This window comes from Tsukamurella conjunctivitidis (assembly GCF_007858475.1).
In the GTDB taxonomy this organism is placed as follows: domain Bacteria; phylum Actinomycetota; class Actinomycetes; order Mycobacteriales; family Mycobacteriaceae; genus Tsukamurella; species Tsukamurella conjunctivitidis.
This window is the reverse complement of the sequence record NZ_VIGX01000019.1, coordinates 11,536-31,065: the sequence shown is the minus strand read 5'-3', so window position 1 is coordinate 31,065 and position 19,530 is coordinate 11,536. Positions and strand designations below refer to the sequence as shown.

At 72.9% G+C, this 19,530-nt stretch carries 12 protein-coding genes and 1 pseudogene; 10 read left to right on the top strand and 3 right to left on the bottom strand.

Annotated features, from left to right (window positions below; genetic code table 11):
* Positions 1 to 4: 4 nt before the first annotated feature.
* From FK530_RS20795 to FK530_RS20765, 7 genes are all read left to right on the top strand, one after another.
* Positions 5 to 1,765: an N-acyl-D-amino-acid deacylase family protein gene (locus FK530_RS20795; RefSeq protein ID WP_146488880.1), complete on the top strand. Its 1,761-nt coding sequence runs from the start codon at positions 5 to 7 to the stop codon at positions 1,763 to 1,765.
* A gap of 164 nt (positions 1,766 to 1,929) precedes the next feature.
* Positions 1,930 to 3,201: an NDMA-dependent methanol dehydrogenase gene (gene mdo / locus FK530_RS20790; protein WP_068522320.1), complete on the top strand. Its 1,272-nt coding sequence runs from the start codon at positions 1,930 to 1,932 to the stop codon at positions 3,199 to 3,201.
* A 22-nt stretch (positions 3,202 to 3,223) separates the two neighbouring features.
* Positions 3,224 to 4,285 (top strand): MadB family AAA-type ATPase, encoded by a 1,062-nt coding sequence (locus tag FK530_RS20785; RefSeq protein WP_146488879.1) that lies wholly within the window; start codon positions 3,224 to 3,226, stop codon positions 4,283 to 4,285.
* Positions 4,272 to 5,768 (top strand): MadC family VWA domain-containing protein, encoded by a 1,497-nt coding sequence (madC, locus tag FK530_RS20780; protein WP_231706739.1) that lies wholly within the window; start codon positions 4,272 to 4,274, stop codon positions 5,766 to 5,768. The genes FK530_RS20785 and madC overlap by 14 nt, the downstream gene beginning before the upstream one ends.
* 158 nt (positions 5,769 to 5,926) lie before the next feature.
* Entirely contained in the window at positions 5,927 to 7,102 is a 1,176-nt protein-coding gene (locus FK530_RS20775; protein ID WP_146488921.1) for an iron-containing alcohol dehydrogenase, read from the top strand.
* Positions 7,099 to 8,433, top strand: coding sequence for a MadS family sensor histidine kinase (locus FK530_RS20770; protein WP_146488877.1), 1,335 nt, complete (start codon positions 7,099 to 7,101; stop codon positions 8,431 to 8,433). The genes FK530_RS20775 and FK530_RS20770 overlap by 4 nt, the downstream gene beginning before the upstream one ends.
* Positions 8,430 to 9,089 (top strand): MadR family response regulator transcription factor, encoded by a 660-nt coding sequence (locus FK530_RS20765; protein ID WP_068522329.1) that lies wholly within the window; start codon positions 8,430 to 8,432, stop codon positions 9,087 to 9,089. The genes FK530_RS20770 and FK530_RS20765 overlap by 4 nt, the downstream gene beginning before the upstream one ends.
* A gap of 6 nt (positions 9,090 to 9,095) precedes the next feature.
* On the opposite strand, the gene mftM is transcribed toward FK530_RS20765, so the two are convergent.
* Positions 9,096 to 9,902, bottom strand: coding sequence for a mycofactocin oligosaccharide methyltransferase MftM (gene mftM, locus FK530_RS20760; RefSeq protein ID WP_146488875.1), 807 nt, complete (start codon positions 9,900 to 9,902; stop codon positions 9,096 to 9,098).
* An 87-nt stretch (positions 9,903 to 9,989) separates the two neighbouring features.
* A complete protein-coding gene (locus FK530_RS20755; protein ID WP_231706738.1) occupies positions 9,990 to 10,607 on the bottom strand; it encodes an LGFP repeat-containing protein in 618 nt (205 codons plus the stop codon).
* Between the two features lie 132 nt (positions 10,608 to 10,739).
* Here FK530_RS20755 and FK530_RS20750 point away from each other — a divergent pair, with 132 nt between their 5' ends.
* Positions 10,740 to 15,209, top strand: a complete 4,470-nt coding sequence (locus tag FK530_RS20750; RefSeq protein WP_146488874.1) for an ATP-dependent helicase — start codon at positions 10,740 to 10,742, stop codon at positions 15,207 to 15,209.
* A gap of 40 nt (positions 15,210 to 15,249) precedes the next feature.
* Here the strand turns inward: FK530_RS20750 and FK530_RS20745 are convergent, their stop codons facing one another.
* Positions 15,250 to 15,993, bottom strand: coding sequence for an IclR family transcriptional regulator (locus FK530_RS20745; RefSeq protein WP_146488873.1), 744 nt, complete (start codon positions 15,991 to 15,993; stop codon positions 15,250 to 15,252).
* Between the two features lie 100 nt (positions 15,994 to 16,093).
* On the opposite strand from FK530_RS20745, the gene FK530_RS20740 reads away from it, so the two are divergent.
* A complete protein-coding gene (locus FK530_RS20740) occupies positions 16,094 to 17,434 on the top strand; it encodes an SLC13 family permease (protein WP_146488872.1) in 1,341 nt (446 codons plus the stop codon).
* Positions 17,431 to 18,852, top strand: a pseudogene (locus tag FK530_RS20735) (acyl-CoA synthetase); the annotation flags it as partial. The gene FK530_RS20740 and the pseudogene FK530_RS20735, both read left to right, overlap by 4 nt.
* Positions 18,853 to 19,530: the final 678 nt, after the last annotated feature.

Genomic DNA, 19,530 nt, shown 5'->3' with positions numbered 1-19,530 from the left:
CCCCATGCGCTACGACCTCATCATCCGCGACGGACTGTGGTTCGACGGCACCGGTGCGGAGCCGCGGCCGGCCCACCTCGGCATCATCGGCGACCGCGTCGCCACCGTCGCGCGCGAGCCGCTCGACGAGGCCGGCTGCCCCGAGGTGATCGACGCCCGCGGGAAATGGGTCCTCCCCGGCTTCGTCGACATCCACACGCACTACGACGCCGAGATCCTCCTCAATCCCGGCCTCAGCGAGTCCGTCCGGCACGGCGTCACCACCGCCGTCCTGGGCTGCTGCTCGATGTCGACGGTCTACTCCCGCGCCGAGGACGCCGCCGACCTGTTCAGCCGCGTCGAGGCCGTGCCCCGCAAGCACGTCATCGCGGCCCTGGAGGACTTCCAGGACTGGACCGAGCCCGAGGGGTACGTCAAACGCCTCGATTCGCTGCCCCTGGGCCCCAACGTCGCCTCCTTCCTGGGCCACTCGGGCCTGCGCACCGCGGTGATGGGCCTGCGCCGCGCCACGGACACCTGGTCGTTCCCGTCCCGCGCGGAACTGCGCCGGATGGCCGAGATGCTCGACCGCGCCCTCGACGCCGGCATGCTGGGCATGTCCGGGATGGACGCGCCCATCGACAAGCTCGACGGTGACCGCTACCGCTCCCGCGCACTGCCGTCGACCTACGCCTGGTGGCACGAGCGGTGGCACCTCATCAACGTCCTGCGCAAGCGCGGCCGGATCCTGCAGAGCGCGCCGAACATCAACAATCCGCTCACGGCCGTGATGTTCTTCCTCGCCTCCGGCGACCGCCTGTCGCCGGGACGCCCCGTCCGGACGTCGCTGCTGGTCGCCGCGGATTCGAAGTCCGCCCCCGGCGCGCACCGATTCCTCAGCCGCGCCGCCGCGCTGGGCAACCGGATCTTCCGGTCCCGAGTCTCCTTCCAACACCTCCCCCTGCCCTTCACCCTCTACTCGGACGGCATCGATCTGCCCGTCTTCGAGGAGTTCGGCGCGGGTACCGCCGCGTTGCACATCCGGGACCAGCTCGAGCGCAACGCGCTCATGGCCGACACCGACTACCGGCGGCGGTTCCGGCGCGAGTTCGCCCTCAAGAAGCACAAGCCCGGACTGTGGCACAAGGACTTCCGCGAGGCCGTCATCGTCGAGTGCCCGGACGCCTCGCTGATCGGCCGGAACTTCGCGGACATCGCCGAGGAGCGGGGCGTCGCCCCGCTCGACGCCTTCCTCGACGTCCTGGTCGAGAACGGCGAGAAGAACGTCCGCTGGACCACCACGGTCGGCAACCACCGCCCCGCCGTGCTCGACGAGATGGCGGCGGACCCGAACTTCCAACTCGGCTTCTCCGACGCGGGGGCGCACCTGCGCAACATGGCCTTCTACAACTTCCCGCTGCGCTTCCTCAAGCGGATGCGCGACGCCGAGGAAGCGGGCCGCACGGTGCTCCCGCTGGGCCGTGCCGTCCACCGGCTCACCGGCGAGCTCGCGACCTGGTTCGGGCTCGACGCCGGATTCCTCCGCGAGGGCGACCGCGCCGATTTCGTCATCGTCGATCCGGAGCGGCTCGACGACACCGTCGACGCCTACAACGAGGCGGAGGCGCCCTTCTTCGACGACCTCTCCCGCATGGTCAACCGCAACGACGCGACCGTGGTCGCCACCGGCATCGGCGGCCGCGTCGTCTTCCGGCTCGGCGAGTTCGTCCCCGGCTACGGCCGCGATCAGCAGACGGGCCACTACCTCCGCGCCGGCGCACGCTAGCCCGCCGGTCGGGCCGGTCGCGCACCTACCCGACCGGACGGGTCGGGACCGGCGACCGTACGGTTTCGCCCACAAGCCCTCCCACCCACTCCTTTCCGCGCCCACAGTGTGTCTGTGAGATGGATCACGCCATCTCGCCGGACCGCAGACGCAGGAGAGACGACATGGCCATCGAGCTGAACCAGATCTGGGACTTCCCGATCAAGGAGTTCCACCCCTTCCCCCGCGCGCTGATGGGCGTCGGCGCGCACGACATCATCGGCGTGGAGGCCAAGAACCTCGGCTTCAAGCGCGCCCTGCTGGTGACCACCGGCCTCCGCGGCTCGGGCATCATCGAGGAGCTCATCGGCAAGATCGAGTACCAGGGCGTCGAGGTGGTCCTGTTCGACAAGGTGGAGTCGAACCCCAAGGACTACAACGTCATGGAGGCCGCGGCGATGTACGAGAAGGAGAAGTGCGACAGCATCATCTCCGTCGGCGGCGGCTCCAGCCACGACGCCGCCAAGGGCGCCCGCGTGGTCATCGCGCACGACGGTCGCAACATCAACGAGTTCGAGGGCTTCGCCAAGTCCACCAACAAGAAGAACCCGCCGCACATCGCCGTCTCCACCACCGCCGGCACCGGCTCGGAGACCTCGTGGGCGTACGTCATCACCGACACGTCCGACATGGACAAGCCGCACAAGTGGGTGGCCTTCGACGAGGCCTCCATCGTGACGCTCGCGATCGACGACCCGCTGCTGTACTACTCGTGCCCCCAGCACTTCACGGCGTACTGCGGCTTCGACGTGCTGGCGCACGGCAGCGAGCCCTACGTCTCGCGGCTGGACTTCGCGCCGTCGCTGGGCAACGCCCTGTACTCGATCGAGCTGGTCGCGAAGAACCTGCGCGAGGCCACGTTCGAGCCGCGCAACCTCAAGGCCCGCGAGGGCATGATGAACGCGCAGTACATCTCGGCGCAGGCCTTCAACTCGGGCGGTCTGGGCATCGTGCACTCGATCTCGCACGCCGTCTCCGCCTTCTTCGACAGCCACCACGGCCTCAACAACGCGATCGCGCTGCCCCGTGTGTGGGAGTACAACCTGCCCTCGCGCTACGAGCGGTACGCCGAGATCGCCGTCGCGATGGGCGTCGACACCCGCAACATGACCACGGTGCAGGCCGCGGACGCCGCGGTGGAGGCGGCGATCCGGCTCGCGAAGGACGTCGGCATCCCCGACAACTTCGGGCAGATCCGCACCGACTCGTACGACAAGAACCAGATGAACTCGGGCAAGTACGCCGGCCGCGGCGAGGTGATCAAGGGCGACGAGAAGTCGGTGCTGGCGATCTCGGAGCACATCCAGGACGACTGGTGCACGCCGGGCAATCCGCGCGAGGTCACGGTCTCCTCGATGATCCCCGTCGTGGACCACTGCATCAACGGCACGTACTGACGCCACCAGGGAGGAGACGGCCATGACCACGGTGACCATGATCGAGAAACCTACGGAGGAGAAGGGATTCGCCGATGGGCCCGCGCTGCGGGCGGCGCTGCGCGGCGCGGACTACATCGCGGACCCCGATCTGGCCACCGTGGTCCACCTGGCGACGGTGCTCGGCCGGCCCCTGCTCCTGGAGGGGCCGGCGGGCGTCGGCAAGACCGAGCTGGCGAAGGCCCTGGCGGAGGTCGGCGGCCGCCGCCTGATCCGGCTGCAGTGCCACGAGGGCCTCGACGACAGCCGTGCCCTCTACGAGTGGGACTACGCGCGACAGCTGCTGCACGTGCAGATGCTGCGGGACCGGATCGGTACCGAACTGGCGGCCTTCGACACCCTGGAGGAGGCGTCGGCGCACCTGGTCGCCAAGGACTTCGGGCTCTACTCGGAGACCTTCCTCGCCGCGCGGCCGCTGCTCGCCGCGATCCTCTCCGAGGAGCCGGTGGTGCTGCTGGTCGACGAGGTGGACCGCACCGAGGAGTCGATGGAGGCACTGCTGCTCGAGGTGCTGGCGGAGAACCAGGTGACGGTGCCGGAGATCGGCACCTTCACCGCGCGCACCCGGCCGTGGGTCGTGTTGACCTCCAACGATACCCGCGAACTCAGCGCCGCCCTCAAGCGCCGCTGCCTGCACTACCACCTCGGCTACCCCGCCGCCGGGCGCGAGCGCGACATCGTCGCCGCCCGCGCGCCCGAGGTGGAACCCGCCGCGATCGCCGAGGTGGTCGCGCTCGCGGGCGAGCTGCGGGACCTGCCGCTGCGCAAGAGCCCGTCGATCTCGGAGGTGATAGACGCGGCCCGGATCGCCGCTGTCCTGGCCGGCACCGGCACCACGGCCGCCGAGCGCCCCGAGCTGCTCTACGCCGCGCTCCTGAAGTACTCGACGGACGTGGAGCTGGTGCGCACGCGGAACGGCGACGCACCGTCGGGTCCGGCGGAGGCGACCGGCCGGCCGGACCGGACGACGGTGGCGGCCAATCCCGCCAACACCACGACCGCCGTCTTCCGGGGGCACGGGGGCCGGGGCCGTGGCGGCAACTGAGACGGCGGGCCTGCTCGACGTCGTCGCCGCGGCCTTCGGCGCGCGGCTGCGCGCGCACGGCGTCGGCGCCTCCCCCGCCGAGGTGATCGAGGTGCGCCGCGTGCTCGCGCTGTACGGGGCGCGCGACCGGGCGCGGCTCGGCGCGGGGCTTCGCGCGACCTGCGTCAAGTACGCGCACGAGGACGCCGGGTTCGATGCGGCCTTCGCCGAGCTCTTCGCCGCCGCCCCCGGCACCGTCGACGCCCCGGACCGGACGCCGGCGCCCGCCGCGCTGACGGGCGACCTGCCCGACGACCTCGTCCTCGATCCCGACGGGGAGGTGGGCCGCTACGCCGACTACAACGAGCGGGCGGCGGAGGTCGGGGATCTCGTCGTGGACACCCCGGAGGCCGAGGAGGGCTTCAACCCGCACAAGGACGACGACGACTTCTCGGTGACGTCGGCGGCGGACGGCGAGCTCGCCGTCTCCGGGGAGGACGGGGGTCGCCGCGGCGTGAACTACACCCTCGACGTGGCGCGGGCCGGGACCGCCGAGGTCGGGGCGCTGTCCGACGGTGCCGCGATGGCCGCGTCCGGCACGCTGCGCTGGGACGATCCGGCGGCGATCCTGGCGTGGCTGGACCGCCACGACCCGAGCCGGGTGTACGCCGACGCCGGGCCGGAGCAGGAGCTGACGCAGGCCACCGCCGACCGGCTGGCGGCGGCGCTGAGCGCCTTCGTCGAGGCCCTGGCCGCGGCGGGCCCGGTCCCGCCCGGGCCGCCGGGCGAGGTCGAATCGCGGCCCCACGCCGAGCTGGAGCTCGCGGTGCACGAGGTGCTGCGCCGCATGCGCGGGGCGCCGCGGGAGCGGGTGCGCTACCACGGCCACGGGCGGCTCGACCTGCGCGCGACCGCCCGGACGGCGCAGCGCACGGACGGCGTCCCGTTCCGCCTCGCGACCCGCGTGCCCCGCCCCGACCGGCTGCGCCTGCTGATCCTCGCGGACGTCTCGCTGTCGGTGCGCCCGGTGACCGCGTTCGTCCTGCGCCTCGCGCAGTCGATCCGGCGGCGCACCGCCCGGTGCGAGGTCTACGGCTTCGTCGACCGCCCCGTGAACGTGACCGAGGCCCTGCTGCCCGGCGCGGGCGACGACGCCCTCGCGCAGGTCCTGGCCGACCCGGAGATCGACCTCGAGGCGTCCAGCGACTACGGGCGGGTCTTCGCGGAGCTCCTCGCGGCGCCCGCCGGCCTCACCCGGCGCACGTCGGTCCTCATCGTCGGCGACGGGCGCTCGGGCGGCCTGCCCGACGGCGCCGGCGACCTCGCGGAGCTGCGGCGACGCGTGCACCGGCTGGCGTGGATCACACCGGAGCCGGAGCGGTACTGGGCGCAGGCGACGTGCGCGATGCCCGCGTACCGCGAGCACTGCGACGCAGTGGTCACGGCGCGCGACGCGGACCAGCTGATCGAGCGGGCGGCGGAGCTCGGGAACGCGCTGCGCTGACGGCCTACCTACCCGATCGGGCAGGTACCCGCCCCTGCGAACGGCCCGCCGCCGGCCTCCCGGGCTGACGTAACATGGGTCACATCGATCCGGTGAGGAGCAGCCCCGTGACCCACCTCGATGATCGCGCCGCGAACGATCTCGATCACCGCACCGCGATGGTGCCGTTGGTCTCGCGCGAGGTGCCGCGGACCGTCAAGTTCCACGCCCCGGAGATCGTCTTCGGCGTCGACTCCCTCGGCGAGGCCGCGCACGCGGCGGTCCGCCTCGGCGCGGTCCGCCCACTGCTGGTGACCGACCCGGGGCTGATCGAGGCCGGCTGGGTCGACGAGCTCCTCGGGCACCTGCGCGACGCTTGCCTGCGGCCCGAGGTCTTCAGCGCCGTGACGCCGAATCCGAAGGACCACGAGGTCGCCGCGGCCTTCGAGCGATATGCCGAGGCCGGCTGCGACGTGGTGCTCGGGATCGGCGGCGGCTCGGTCATGGACGCGGCGAAGGGCGTGGCGATCCTCGCCACCAACGGCGGAGGAATCCTGGACTATGTGGGCGTGGACCGGGTGACCCGCCCCATCCCGCCGACCGTCATGGTGCCCACGACCGCGGGCACCGGCGCCGACGTCTCCCAGTTCTGCATCGTCACCGACACCGAGCGGGCCACCAAGGTCACCATCCTGGGCCGGGCCCTGGTGCCCGACGTCACCGTCATCGACCCGCGGCTGCTGACCACGATGCCGGAGTGGCTGGGCGCCGCGAGCGGCCTCGACGCGCTCACGCACGGCGTGGAGGCGTACGTCTCACTGGCCCACAACCCGCTCACCGATCACCACGCGCTGCGGGCAGTGGGCCTGGTCTCCGAGTCGCTCACCGCCAGCATGGCGGACCCCCGCAGCATCTCCGCCCGCCTGGTGATGGCGCAGGCCAGCCTGGAGGCGGGGATGGCCTTCACCAACGCGATCCTCGGGGCCGCGCACGCGATGAGCCACCAGGTGGGCGGGCTGTTGGACAAGCCGCACGGGGTGATCAACGGCATCCTGTTGCCGCACGTCGTGCGGTTCAACGCGGCCGCCGACCCCGCGCCCTACGTGGCGATCGCCGCCGGGATGGGCCTCGACGCGCAGCACGCGCCGCCCGTGGAGGCGGCCGCCGCCGTGGCCGACCGGGTGGAGGAGCTGGCGCGGGAGGTCGGCGTCCCGCGGGGACTGTCGGAACTGGGCGTCCCCGAGGACGTCCTCCCCCGGCTGGCGGCGCAGAGCCTCGAGGACTCGTGCATGACCACGAACCCGCGGGCCGCGACGGTCGGCGAGATCACCGAGCTGTTCCGGGCGGCGATGTGACCGCCGAGTCGGACCTCGCCGCGCTCACCGGGCTCCGGTCGGGCAAGAGCAGCTACTACCCGCAGTACCGGGGAGCGGTCGAGCGCGCGGAGCGCGTCCTGCACGCGCTGGACCTCATCGCGGGCGCCCTGGTGCGGACCGTCGAGGGGCCGGAGACACTGGTGTGCTCGGTCGCGGAGGTGGCGCGGGAGCACCTGCGTGCCGACTGGGTGGTCTTCGCGCTCACCGACGGCCGCCTCACAGCCGCGGGCATGCGGCGCCTCGTGCTCGGCCCGGACGGCATCCCCTACCTCGTGGACCGGGTGACCGGCCCGCCCCTCCCGTACGAGGTGGTCGACTGCCTCGAACGGATCCGGGACCCCGCCACGGTCTCGGACCGCACGTCGCTCGAGGGCCGGCACGCCTTCGTGCCCCTCGTGCTCGACGGTGCCGTGGTCGGCGCGATCGCCGCCTGGGTGCCCGAGGGACGCGAGCTGGACGGCACCGACGCCGCCGTGCTGAGCATCCTGGCGAGCCAGACCGCGGTCGCACTGCACAACGCGGCGCTGTACGAGGGCATCGCGACGCTGCTGACGCGGTCGGAGCAGGCGCACGCCCAGGCCCGCCGGACCGCCGCCGACCTCGCGGTGCGCAACGCCGAGCTCGTCAGCACGCAGCGCGAGCTCGGCGTGGCCCAGCGGCAGCGCGTCCTCGACGACGAGCGCCACCGCATCGCCCGCGAACTCCACGACAGCGTCACCCAGGCCGTGCTCTCCGCGGGCATGCAGATCGAGGTGTGCCGCAGCGACATCCCGGCTGCCGAACGCGCCGAGCGGCTCGACCTCGCCAAGGAGATGACGCGGCGCGGCGTGGAGCAGCTGCGCGCCGCGATCTACACGCTGGGCAACAGCCACGACCACGAGGACGCGGCGCTGCCCGAGATGCTGCGCCGCCTCGGCGTGGTGCACGAGCCCGACGAGCTGACCGTTTCGGTCCGGGTGCGCGGCGAGGCCCGGGAGTTGCGCGCGGCCGTCGAGCACGCGCTGCTGCGGATCGCGGGCGAGGCCCTCTTCAACGTCGCGGTCCACGCGGGCGCGAGCCGCGCTGTGGTCTCGCTGCGCTACGGACCGGACGTCGTCGAGCTCGCCGTCGACGACGACGGCACCGGCGATCCCGCCGCCCTGCGCACCGCGCTCGCGGCCAGCCGGGAGCGCGATCTCGACGGCCACGGTCGCGGGCTCGCGAACATGGCGGCGCGCGCCGCCGAATGCGGTGGGCGGCTGTCGATCCGGCGGTCGCGGATCGGCGGGGTCCGCGTACAGGTGGCACTACCGGCGGAGGAGGAGTCGTGACGGAGACCCGGGAGCGGACGGCGGAGCGGTCGCGGCTGGTGCTGGTCGACGACCACGCGATCCTGCGGCAAGGGCTGCGGTCGGTGCTGGAGCGCGAGCCCGATCTGGAAGTCGTGGGGGAGGCGGTGTCGCGCGCCGAGGCCCGCGCGGTGGCGGAGCACGTGCGGCCCGACGTGATGGTGATCGACCTGAAGCTATCGGGCGGCTCGGAGCTGGAGGGCCTGAGCCTGTGCCGGGATCTCACGGCCGCGCACCCGGAGATCGGGCTGCTCGTGCTCACGACCTTCCTCGACGAGCGGCTCGTGGTCGAGGCGGTCCAGGCCGGCGCGCGCGGCTACGTCGTCAAGGACGTGGACACCACGGAGCTGGTGAGCGCCATCCGTTCGGTGACCCGGGGGCAGAGCGCCTTCGACTCGCGCACCGCGGTCGCCGTGGTGAGGACGCTGGCGGGTGGAGCGCCCGACGACACGCTCACCGCTCGCGAGCTGGAGGTGCTGCGCCTGCTGGCGAAGGGCCACTCCAACACCCGGATCGGCGAGCAGCTGTTCATCTCTCCCACGACCGTGAAGTTCCACGTGAGCAATCTGCTGCGCAAGCTGGGCGTGAGCCGCCGCACCGAGGCCGCGTACGAGGCCAGCAAGCGCGGGATCATCTAGGCGGCGTCACCGGTCGACCACGAGCCACCCGCCGTGGTGCTCGGTGACCGCGAAGGCGAGGCCGGTCGCGGCGCCGAGCTCACGCAGCGTCGTCGCCGTGAAGGTCCGCACGTGCCCGTACCGCGCGTCGGGCTCGTCCTCGTAGGGCACAGCGACGATCACCCGGCGACGGGTCAGCCGCACCGCCTCGGCGAGGATCGCGCGCCCGGCCGCGGGCGGCACGTGTTCGAGGAGGTGCAGGGCGGTGACGGTGTCCGCGTAACCGTCGGGCAGGCCGGTCGCGGCCGCGTCTCCGGCGACGGTGCGCAGCGGTGCGCCCAGGTCGGGCGCGACCCGCGCGAGCAGCGCCATGGTGCCGGGGCACAGGTCCGAGGCCGTGACGCGCCACCCGCGGCGGGCGGCGCGCAGCGCGAAGAAGCCGAAGCAGGAGCCGAGATCGAGCAACGACTCGCCCACGAGTAGCTCCTCAGCGCGCTCGTGGACGGGAGCGAAAGGGGTGCAGCCGGATTCGAGGTCGGCGAGGGAGTTGCGGTAGTACGTCAGCCAGGCCTCGTGCGGCACGTCGACGGTGCTGCGCACGGCCCCGACCACGAGTCGCTCGAACTCGTCGACGGTGGGGGGTGCCGCGATCGCGGCGAGGCGTGCCGCGAGGGAGTCGCGCAGGTGCTCGGGCCGGAGCCGGTGCCGCAGGTGCACCCGCCCGCCGGCGCGCTCGACGGCGAGGAGGGCACCGTCGGGTCGGCCCGAACGGGAGACGGTCACCGTTCCTTCCGACCAGGTTCCGGGCCGCTGCGGGGCGAGCACATCGATCATCCTCCGAGCGTAGGAACGCCCGCGCGGCCCCGCGCCGGGCCGACGAACGGGCCGCGGCCTATCCGGTCGGAGGGGTGGCCCCCGCCGTCACGGCCAGGTGATCACGCCGCGCTGGAAGGTCTGCGAGAAGGAGCTGCCGGTACGGACCTCGGGCCCCGTCGGGTAGCCGTACTTGCCGGACTCGCGCTTGTCGGCGCTCCACTTCACCAGGATCTCGCCCCACACCGGCCACGCGCCGGACGCGGGCGACCAGTAGATCACGCCGCCCTGGAAGGCGTTCATCGCGCCGGTGACGGCGTTGAAGGTGCCACGGGACTGCAGCTCATCGGTGATCGGGTAGCCGAGCGGGCCGTTCTCCCAGCGGTTCTCCCCCCACTTGGCGCGGATCGCGCCGCCGATCTGATGCGCATTGCCGCCGTCGGCGCTGGGGTGCCAGTAGAACGAGGCCTGGTTCTTGAACGTCTGGAACTTGCCACCACGCCCGGCGTTGCTCTCGGGGATGAGGGGTACGCCCCACGTGGGGGCCCCGCCGGTCGCGAAGTAGGAGACCTCGATCTGCCCCTTGACGAGGAAGCGGCCCACCTGCTGGTCGGCCTTGGCGACGGCGGTCATGGCGCCGCTGATCCCCACCGCGACGGCCGCCGCGGCGACGGCGCCCCGGAACCAGGCGCGACGGTGGCTGTTCGACGAGACGTGCGTGATCATTCGTGCTCCTTAGGTCCGTACCTCCAAACATCATGAATCACAGGAGTCACACAGACAACAACAGCCACTGGCGTGTCGCGGTGCGACCTCCGCGGCACTCCCGGTGTCGGTGGTCTGAGCCATGATGAACCCATGCCGGACGCCCTCCGGGCGTTCACGCCCGCCACCGCCGAATGGTTCACCGCGTCCTTCACCGCACCCACCGCGGCGCAGGCCGGCGCCTGGCGCTCGATCGCGCAGGGGAACAACACCCTGGTCGTCGCCCCCACCGGCTCGGGCAAGACGCTCTCGGCGTTCCTCTGGGCCCTGGACCGGCTCGCGGACCGCCCCGCGCCGTCGGACTCCGACGGTCCGCGGGGCACGTCCGTCCTCTACGTCTCCCCGCTCAAGGCCCTCGCGGTCGACGTGGAGCGCAACCTGCGCGCGCCGCTCGCCGGGATCGCCCGCGTGCGCGAGCGGCGCGGCGACCCGGCCCCCGCCGTCACCGTCGGCGTGCGCTCCGGCGATACCCCCGCCCAGCAGCGGCGGCAACTCGTCCGCACGCCGCCGGACATCCTCATCACCACGCCCGAGTCGCTGTTCCTCATGCTCACCTCGCAGGCCCGCGAGACCCTGGCGCAGGTGCACACCGTGATCGTCGACGAGGTGCACGCCGTCGCCGGCACCAAGCGCGGCACGCACCTGGCACTCTCGCTCGAGCGGCTCGACGAGCTGCTGGACGAGCCGGCCCAGCGGATCGGGCTGTCGGCCACCGTCGAACCGGCGGCGGAGGTCGCGGCCTTCCTGGGCGGGCCACGCCCCGCCACGGTGGTGCGCCCGCCCTCGCAGAAGGAGTTCGAGCTCACCGTCACGGTGCCCGTGCCGGACATGACGGAGCTGGACGTGGTGTCCGACGATCCCGACGAGCCGGTGCAGCAGGGGTCACTGTGGCCGCACGTCGAGTCGTCGATCGTCGAACTGATCGAGCAGCACCGCTCCACCATCGTCTTCGCCAACTCCCGCCGGCTCGCGGAGCGGCTCACCGCCCGGATCAACGAGCTCGCGGCCGCAGTGCACTCCGGCCCGCCGAACCCCGCCGTCGCGGGCGGCGCCCCGGCTCAGCTGTTGGCCAGCGGCCAGACGCACGGCGCGGAGGCCGTGCTCGCGCGGGCGCATCACGGCTCCGTGAGCAAGGAGCAGCGCGCGATCATCGAGGACGACCTGAAGTCGGGCCGGCTCCGCTGCGTGGTCGCCACGTCCAGCCTGGAGCTCGGGATCGACATGGGCGCGGTGGATCTGGTGATCCAGGTGGAGGCGCCGCCGTCGGTGGCCGCGGGGCTGCAGCGCGTGGGCCGCGCCGGCCACCAGGTGGGCGAGCCCAGCCGCGGCGTCTTCTTCCCGAAGCACCGCACCGACCTGCTGCACAGCACCGTCACCGTGCAGCGCATGCGCGAGGGCGCGATCGAGAAGCTGGTGGTGCCCCGCAATCCGCTCGACGTGCTGGCCCAGCAGACCATCGCCGCCGCGGCCATGGATCAACTCGATGTGCACGACTGGCTCGCCCTGGTGCGCCGCGCCCATCCCTATGCGGCACTGCCGGATTCGGCGTACGAGGCCGTGCTCGACCTGATCTCCGGCCGCTACCCCGCGGAGGACTTCGGCGAGCTGCGGCCGCGCGTGGTCTGGGACCGGGACGCCGGCACGCTCACCGGTCGGCCCGGCGCGGGACGGCTCGCCGTCACCTCCGGCGGCGCCATCCCCGACCGCGGCCTGTTCGGTGTCTTCATGGTGGGCGAGAAGGCCTCCCGCGTCGGCGAACTCGACGAGGAGATGGTCTACGAGTCCCGTGTGGGCGATGTCTTCGCCCTCGGCGCCACCAGTTGGAGGATCGAGGAGATCACGCACGACCGCGTGCTCGTCTCCCCCGCGTTCGGGCAGCCCGGGCGCCTGCCCTTCTGGATCGGCGACACCGTGGGTCGCCCCGCCGAGCTGGGCCGCGCCATCGGCCGGTTCACGCGCGAGTTCACGGCGCTCGACGGACCGGCCCAGCGCGCGCGGGCGCAGGCGGTGGGTCTCGGCGAGTGGGCCGGCGACAACCTCGTCGCCCTCCTCGACGAGCAGCAGCGGGCCACCGGCGTGCTCCCCACCGACCGCACGCTGGTCGTCGAGCGGTTCCGCGACGAGCTCGGCGACTGGCGGATCGCCCTGCACTCGCCCCTCGGCATGAAGGTGCACGCGCCCTGGGCTCTCGCGATCGGCGCCCGCCTGAACGCCACCCTCGGGCTGTCCGGCGCCGTCACCGCCACGGACGACGGGATCCTGGTCCGCCTGCCCGACACCGACGACACCCCGCCCGGCGCCGAGCTCTTCCGGTTCGAGCCCGACGAGATCGACGCGCTGGTCACCGACGCCGTCGGGTCCAGCGCGCTGTTCGCCTCCCGGTTCCGCGAGTGCGCCGCGCGCGCCCTGCTCCTGCCCCGCCGGGACCCGGGCAAGCGCGCCCCGCTGTGGCAGCAGCGCCAGCGCGCGAGCCAGTTGCTCGAGGTGGCGCGGGGCTACCCGCAGTTCCCGATCGTGCTCGAGGCCGTCCGCGAGTGCCTGCAGGACGTCTACGACGTGCCGGAGCTGATCGCCGTGCACCGCGCCCTCGACTCCCGCTCCGTCCGCCTCGCCGAGGTCGAGACACCCGCACCGTCGCCGTTCGCGGCGTCGCTCCTGTTCAGTTACGTCGGCGCGTTCATGTACGAGGGCGATGCGCCGCTCGCCGAGCGGCGCGCGGCGGTGCTCAGCCTGGATCCGGCGGTGCTCTCCCAGCTTCTCGGCAGGGTCGAGCTGACCGAATTGCTCGACGCCGAGATCCTGCAGGAGATCGCCGCGCAGGTGCAGCGCACGGCACCGGGCTACCGGGCACGCACCGTCGAGCAGGTGTCGGACCTCATCCGGGAGCTGGGCCCGCTCACCCGGGCCGAGATCGACGAACGGTCCGACGACGCGCCCACCGCTGTGGACGAGCTGCTCGCCGCCGGCCGCGTCTTCGAGTACGGCGACGGGTGGATCGCCGCCGTCGAGGATGCGGCGCGGCTGCGCGACGGCCTGGGCGTGCCCCTGCAGCCGGGCATCGCATCGGCGTTCACCGCCGCCGTGCCCGATCCCGTCGGGGACCTGGTCGCCCGGTACGCCCGCCGGCACGGCCCGTTCACCGCCGCCGAGGTCGCCGCACGCTACGGCCTGGGCGTCGCGGTGGTGCAGCGCCCGCTCGCCGAACTGGTCGCGGCGCGCCGCGTGATCGAGGGCCGGTTCGTCCCGGAGGGGGCCGACGCGGGCGTCGACGGTGTGCCGCAGTTCTGCGAGACGGACGTCTTGCGCCGGATCCGCCAGCGCAGCCTCGCCCGGCTCCGGCAGGACGTGGAGCCGGTGCCCGAGCGCGCCTACGCCGAGTTCCTCGCGGGCTGGCACCACCTCACGGCCCCGCTGCGCGGCATCGACGGTGTCGCTGCCGTGGTCGACCAGCTCGCCGGAGTCCCGATCCCCGCCTCCGCGTGGGAGTCCGTGGTGCTGCCGCAGCGCGTCACCGACTACTCCCCCGCGATGCTCGACGAGCTCACCGGCACCGGCGAGGTGGTGTGGACCGGGCACGGCGCGATCGGCGCGCAGGACGGCTGGATCGCCTTCCACCCCGCGGATCTCGCACCGCTCACTCTGCCGCCGCCCGGACCGCTCGACACCACCGACGCACACGCAGCGATCGAGGACGTGGTCCGCGGCGGCGGCGCGTACTTCTACCGCCAGCTCACCGGCGCCACCCCGGAGGCGCTGTGGGATCTGGTGTGGGCGGGCCGGCTCACGGGCGACACCTTCGCGCCGGTACGGGCGCTGCTCGCCGGAGGCCGGCGCGCGACCGCACACCGCACCCCACGGCGCGCGCCCCGCGCGCGCTTCCGCGTGGCGGTGGACCAGGCGCCGCCGATGGTCGCAGGGCGATGGTCGTTGCCTCCCGCGCCGGCGGAGGCGAGCGCCACGGAGCAGTCCGCCGCGCTGGCAGAGCAACTGCTGGAGAGGTACGGCGTGGTGACCCGCGGCGCGGTGATGGCCGAGCACGTCGAGGGCGGCTTCGCGCGGATCTACCGCACCCTTGCCGCCTTCGAGGAGTCCGGGAAGGCGCGCCGCGGCTACTTCATCGAGCGGCTCGGTGCGGCCCAGTTCGCGCGGGGCGGCACCGTCGACGCGCTGCGCGACGCGGCGACCGCGCTCGAGCGGGCCGAGCAGCGCGGCGAGACCTCCGCGTTCGTGCTCGCCGCCACCGACCCCGCCAACCCGTACGGCGCGGCGCTGCCCTGGCCCGACCGCGGCGACGACGGTGCGCGTCCCGGGCGCAAGGCCGGGGCACTCGTCGTTCTGGTCGACGGCGCACTCGCCCTCTTCGTCGAGCGGGGCGGCCGCACCCTCCTGACCTTCACGGACGCACCGGAACCCGCGCTCGCTGCGCTGGCGAGTGCCGCGCCGCGGCTCGGCGGCCTGACCGTCGAGAAGATCGACGGCGCCCCCGCCCTGACGTCCCCGCTGGCCGGGGCACTCACCGCCGCGGGCTTCGCGCGCACCCCGAAAGGCCTTCGCGTCCGCTGAGCCGCCTCCCGGGTGCGATCCGGCCGGGACGGACCACCGGTCAGTGGAGGAGCTGTCCGATGCGGGCGGCGGCTCCCGCGACCTGCGGTCCCAGCTCGTCGAAGCGGTCCTCGACGAGCCGGCTGCTCGGCCCGGAGACCGAGATCGCACCCACCGGCGTGCCGCCGTGGTCGAGGATCGGGGCGCCGATCGAGCTGATCCCCACGGACAACCCGCCGACGTTCGTCGAGTACCCCCGCTCGGTCACCCCGGCGAGGACGGTACGCAGCCGCGCGGGATCGGTGATCGAGTCCGGAGTCGACGCGACGAGCGGGCCGGCCAGATACGCGTCGACGGTCTCCGGGGCGCACGCGGACAGGTAGGCGAGCCCGGTAGCGCTGGCGTGCAAGGAGATCCGCTCGCCCAGCGGCAGGAACGCGCGGAGCGGGTGCGAGGTGTCGAGACGCTCGATGAGCACCAGCGAATCGCCGTCGGGTGCGCACAGATGCACGGTCTCCGTCGTCGCGAGCTGCAGCTCGTTCATCGTGGCGATCGCCACGTCGCGCAGTCCGCGCCCCACGCCGGCCCGACCGCACACCGCGATCGCCCGGTAGGTCATCTGCCAGCGCGGCGGACTGCTCTCGGTCGGCGCCAGCCACCCCACCTCGTGCAGCGTGAGCAGGCACCGTTGCGTCGTGCTCTTGGGCAGATCCACCGCACGCGCGAGTTCGGACAACCCCACCGGCTGCATCCGCGCCACCGCTTCGAGCACCTTGAACGCAGAAACCACACTGTTCGTGGCCATTCCCTTGCCCTCCTCCTCGGCCGTGATCTACATTACATCCCGCTGGTCCATTCAGTAGTCCATTGTGCTACACAGTGGACCGATAGGAAAAGAGGGTCCCGTGTCAGCACAACTGATAGCGCTGGGAGTGTTCATCGCGGTCTTCGCGCTCTCCGCAGCGCGGAACGTCAACATCGGGATCGTCATGTTCCCCGCCGCATGCGGCGTGGGACTGTGGGTCGCGGACATGGCGCTCAAGGACGTCGTCGCGGAGTTCCCCCTGTCGATCCTGGTGCTCCTCGTCGGGGTGACCTACTTCTTCGGCGTCGCCCACGCCAACGGCACCGTCGACTGGCTCATCGAGTCCTCGCTCGCCCGAGTCGGCGGGCGCGACAAGCTCTTCCCCGCCGCCTTCTTCGTGCTGACCGCCGGGCTCTCGGCGATGGGCGCGCCGCTCGGAGGCCTGGTGATGGCGCCGATGGGTATGAGCATCGCGCACCGCCGCGGCATCGATCCGATGCTGATGGCGCTGTCCATGGGCGCCGGGCTCAGCGCGGGCGCCTTCGCGCCGACCAGTCTGTTCGGGATCATCACCTGGGGCACGGCCGACGCGGCGGGCATCACCCTGAGCCCGCTCCTCCTGTTCGGCGTCGCCGTCGCCGTGAACGTGGTGCTGGTCGCCGTCGCCTACGCCCTCTTCGGGCGCTCCCGCGTGGAACGTCGCACCCCCGCGTTCGCGGAGGCCATGGTCGCCCGGGGAGCCGCACTCTCCGAATCGGGCCAGTCGACCCTCACTGTCGACGACGACGGCCCGGCCGCCGAGCCGGCGAGGCCCGGCCGACCGACGCCGATCCAGACCCTCACCATCGTCGCCATGGCCGGCCTGGTGGGCACCGTGATCGCGCTCTCGGTCAGCGGCCTGGAACCCGACATCGGTGTCCTCGGTTTCGCGCTCGGCGCCGTCCTCGCCCTCGTCGACCCCGCCGCGGGTAAGCAGGCGATGACCAGGATCGACTGGGGCTCGGTCCTTCTCGTCGGCGGAATCATCACGTTCGTCGGCGTGCTCACCGAGCTCGGCGTGGTGGACATGCTCGGCCGGCAGGCGGTCCACCTCGGTTCGCCGCTCGTCGCCGCGCTCCTGCTGTGCGCAGCTGCCGCGCTGATCTCGGCGTTCGCCTCCACCACCGGGATGCTCGCCGCGCTCGTACCCCTCGCGCTCCCGCTCATCGCCGACGGCGGCATTCCCGGATGGGCACTGATCTGCGCCATCGGTGTGTGCTCCTCGATCGTCGATGTCTCGCCGTTCTCGACCGTCGGCGCCACGTACGTCGCCACGACGGTCGACGAGGCCGAGCGACCGCGGATGACCCGAATGCTCACGCGCTGGGGCCTGTCCATGGTGGTCGTCGGCCCGATCGCTCTCACCCTCACCCTCATCGTCCCCGGAATGGTGTTCTCATGACTGCCCTGCTCTCCGCGCTCCTCGATCCCACGCGTTCCGACGATCCGCGAGCCGTGACCGTCGACAGCCGCAGCATCTCGCGCGCCGGACTGCGCTCCGCCGCGCTGTCCTTCGCCGCTTCTCTGAACACCCGCGGTCCGGTCGCGGTCTGCGCCACACCGACTCTCGAGACCGTCGTGGCGGTCACCGGATGCCTGCTCACCGGCATCACGGTGGTGCCCGTCCCGCCGGACGCCGGGCCTGCCGAGGTGTCCCACATCGTCGCGGACTCAGCGGCGACCGCGTGGGTCGGCGAGACGCGCGAGCCCGCCCGTCTGCCCGTCCACTCGGTCGGCCTCACCGTAGGAGCGGAGGCCGAGAGCCTCGCCCCGGTGGTCCGCACGGGGGAGGACGACTCCATCGCGATGATCCTCTACACGTCGGGCACCACGGGTGCACCGAAGGGCGTACTGCTCAGTCGCCGCGCGATCGCGGCGGGCCTCGACGCGCTCGCCGAGGCGTGGGACTGGACCGACCGCGACACCGTCGCGCACGGGCTTCCGCTGTTCCACACCCACGGCCTCATCCTCGGCGTCCTCGGGTCGCTGCACATCGGCTCGCGCGTGGTGCACACCGGGAAGGCGACGCCTGAGCGGTACGCCGCGACCCCCGCCACCATGTACTTCGGGGTGCCGACGGTGTGGGGGCGGATCGCCGCGGACGAGACGAGCGCCCGAGCGCTGGCCGGCGCTCGGCTGCTCGTCTCCGGCAGCGCGCCGCTCCCCGCACCGGTCTTCGAGCGGCTGCACGCGCTCACCGGCCACGCACCGATCGAGCGGTACGGGATGACGGAGACCATGATCACGCTCAGCACCCGTGCCGACGGGGAGCGCCGTCCCGGGTGGGTCGGCTCCACGGTCGACGGTGTGCGGACGCGATTGCGCAACGAGGACGGCACCGAGGTGCCCGCCGACGGCGAGAGCGTCGGCCGGCTCGAGGTGCGCGGCCCCATGCTGTTCGCGGGCTACCTCGGCCGACCGGAGGCGACCGCAGCGTCCTGGACCGACGACGGATGGTTCGTCACAGGCGATGTCGCGATCAAGGACGCGGCCGGGTTCCATCGCATCGTCGGGCGGGAATCCGTCGACCTCATCAAGTCCGGCGGCTACCGGATCGGGGCGGGCGAGATCGAGACCTCGCTGCTGGCACACCCCGAGGTCCGGGAGGTCGCCGTCGTCGGCGTGCCGGACGCCGACCTCGGGCAGCGGATCGTCGCGTACGTGGTTGCCGCCTTCGGGAGCGGCAACGATGCGGCGGCCGAGAAGCTCACCGCGCACGTCGCCCACGAGCTGTCGTGGCACAAACGGCCGCGCGAGGTCCGTTTCGTCGACGCCCTGCCCCGCAACGCCATGGGCAAGGTGCAGAAGGCCGCCCTGATCCGCGGCACCGCGGACGGCCCCGCGTGCGCCCCCGCCGGGCAGACTGGGCGGATGGATGCGCTCCCCGTCGACCTGCCGCCCGAGGCCGACCACCGTGCCGCCCAGGCTGCGTTCACCGCGGCGGGGTGGACGCGCTGTGGTGCCGGGGACTGGGCGATCGTCCTGGCCTCGCCCGACGGTGCGCTCGTCGCACGGATCAGCCCGTTCGACCCCGTCGGCCCGTACACCGCGGCCCTCTACCGGGAGGCGGTGGGCACGGGTCGGGTTCCGGCGTTGCACGCGCACCGCCGGCTCGCGGGCGGCGGCGACCTGCAGGTCCTGGAGCGGCTCGAAGACGCCCCGCAGGAGGTGGCGGAGTCCTTCCACCGCTCGCTCGAGACCCGTGCGGAGCCCGTCGCGGAGCTGGCGGCGATCGTCGCCCGGATCCACGCGAAGGCACTCCGGGAGCTGCCGTGGTGCGGGCCGCTGGACACCAACCCGTCGAACGTCATGCGCCGCGCCGACGGCACTGCAGTCCTCATCGATCCGTACTACGCCGACGGCCCCGACCTCTACGCGACGGCGGGCCGCGACCCCGACGGGTTCGTGACGCGGATCCCGGAGGCCCAGCGGCGCTTCATGACCGAGATCCCGCTCGCCGAGTCCGGCCCGTGGCCGGAGGCCGAGCGCGCGGCGATG

Bases quoted from the DNA above. Each gene is read 5' to 3' on its own strand.
- FK530_RS20775 (WP_146488921.1), top strand. From the start codon at position 5,927: ATGGTGCCGTTGGTCTCGCGCGAGGTGCCGCGGACCGTCAAGTTCCAC.
- FK530_RS20745 (WP_146488873.1), bottom strand. From the start codon at position 15,993: ATGGCCACGAACAGTGTGGTTTCTGCGTTCAAGGTGCTCGAAGCGGTG.
- mdo (WP_068522320.1), top strand. From the start codon at position 1,930: ATGGCCATCGAGCTGAACCAGATCTGGGACTTCCCGATCAAGGAGTTC.
- FK530_RS20755 (WP_231706738.1), bottom strand. From the start codon at position 10,607: ATGATCACGCACGTCTCGTCGAACAGCCACCGTCGCGCCTGGTTCCGG.
- mftM (WP_146488875.1), bottom strand. From the start codon at position 9,902: ATGATCGATGTGCTCGCCCCGCAGCGGCCCGGAACCTGGTCGGAAGGA.
- FK530_RS20785 (WP_146488879.1), top strand. From the start codon at position 3,224: ATGACCACGGTGACCATGATCGAGAAACCTACGGAGGAGAAGGGATTC.
- FK530_RS20750 (WP_146488874.1), top strand. From the start codon at position 10,740: ATGCCGGACGCCCTCCGGGCGTTCACGCCCGCCACCGCCGAATGGTTC.
- FK530_RS20795 (WP_146488880.1), top strand. From the start codon at position 5: ATGCGCTACGACCTCATCATCCGCGACGGACTGTGGTTCGACGGCACC.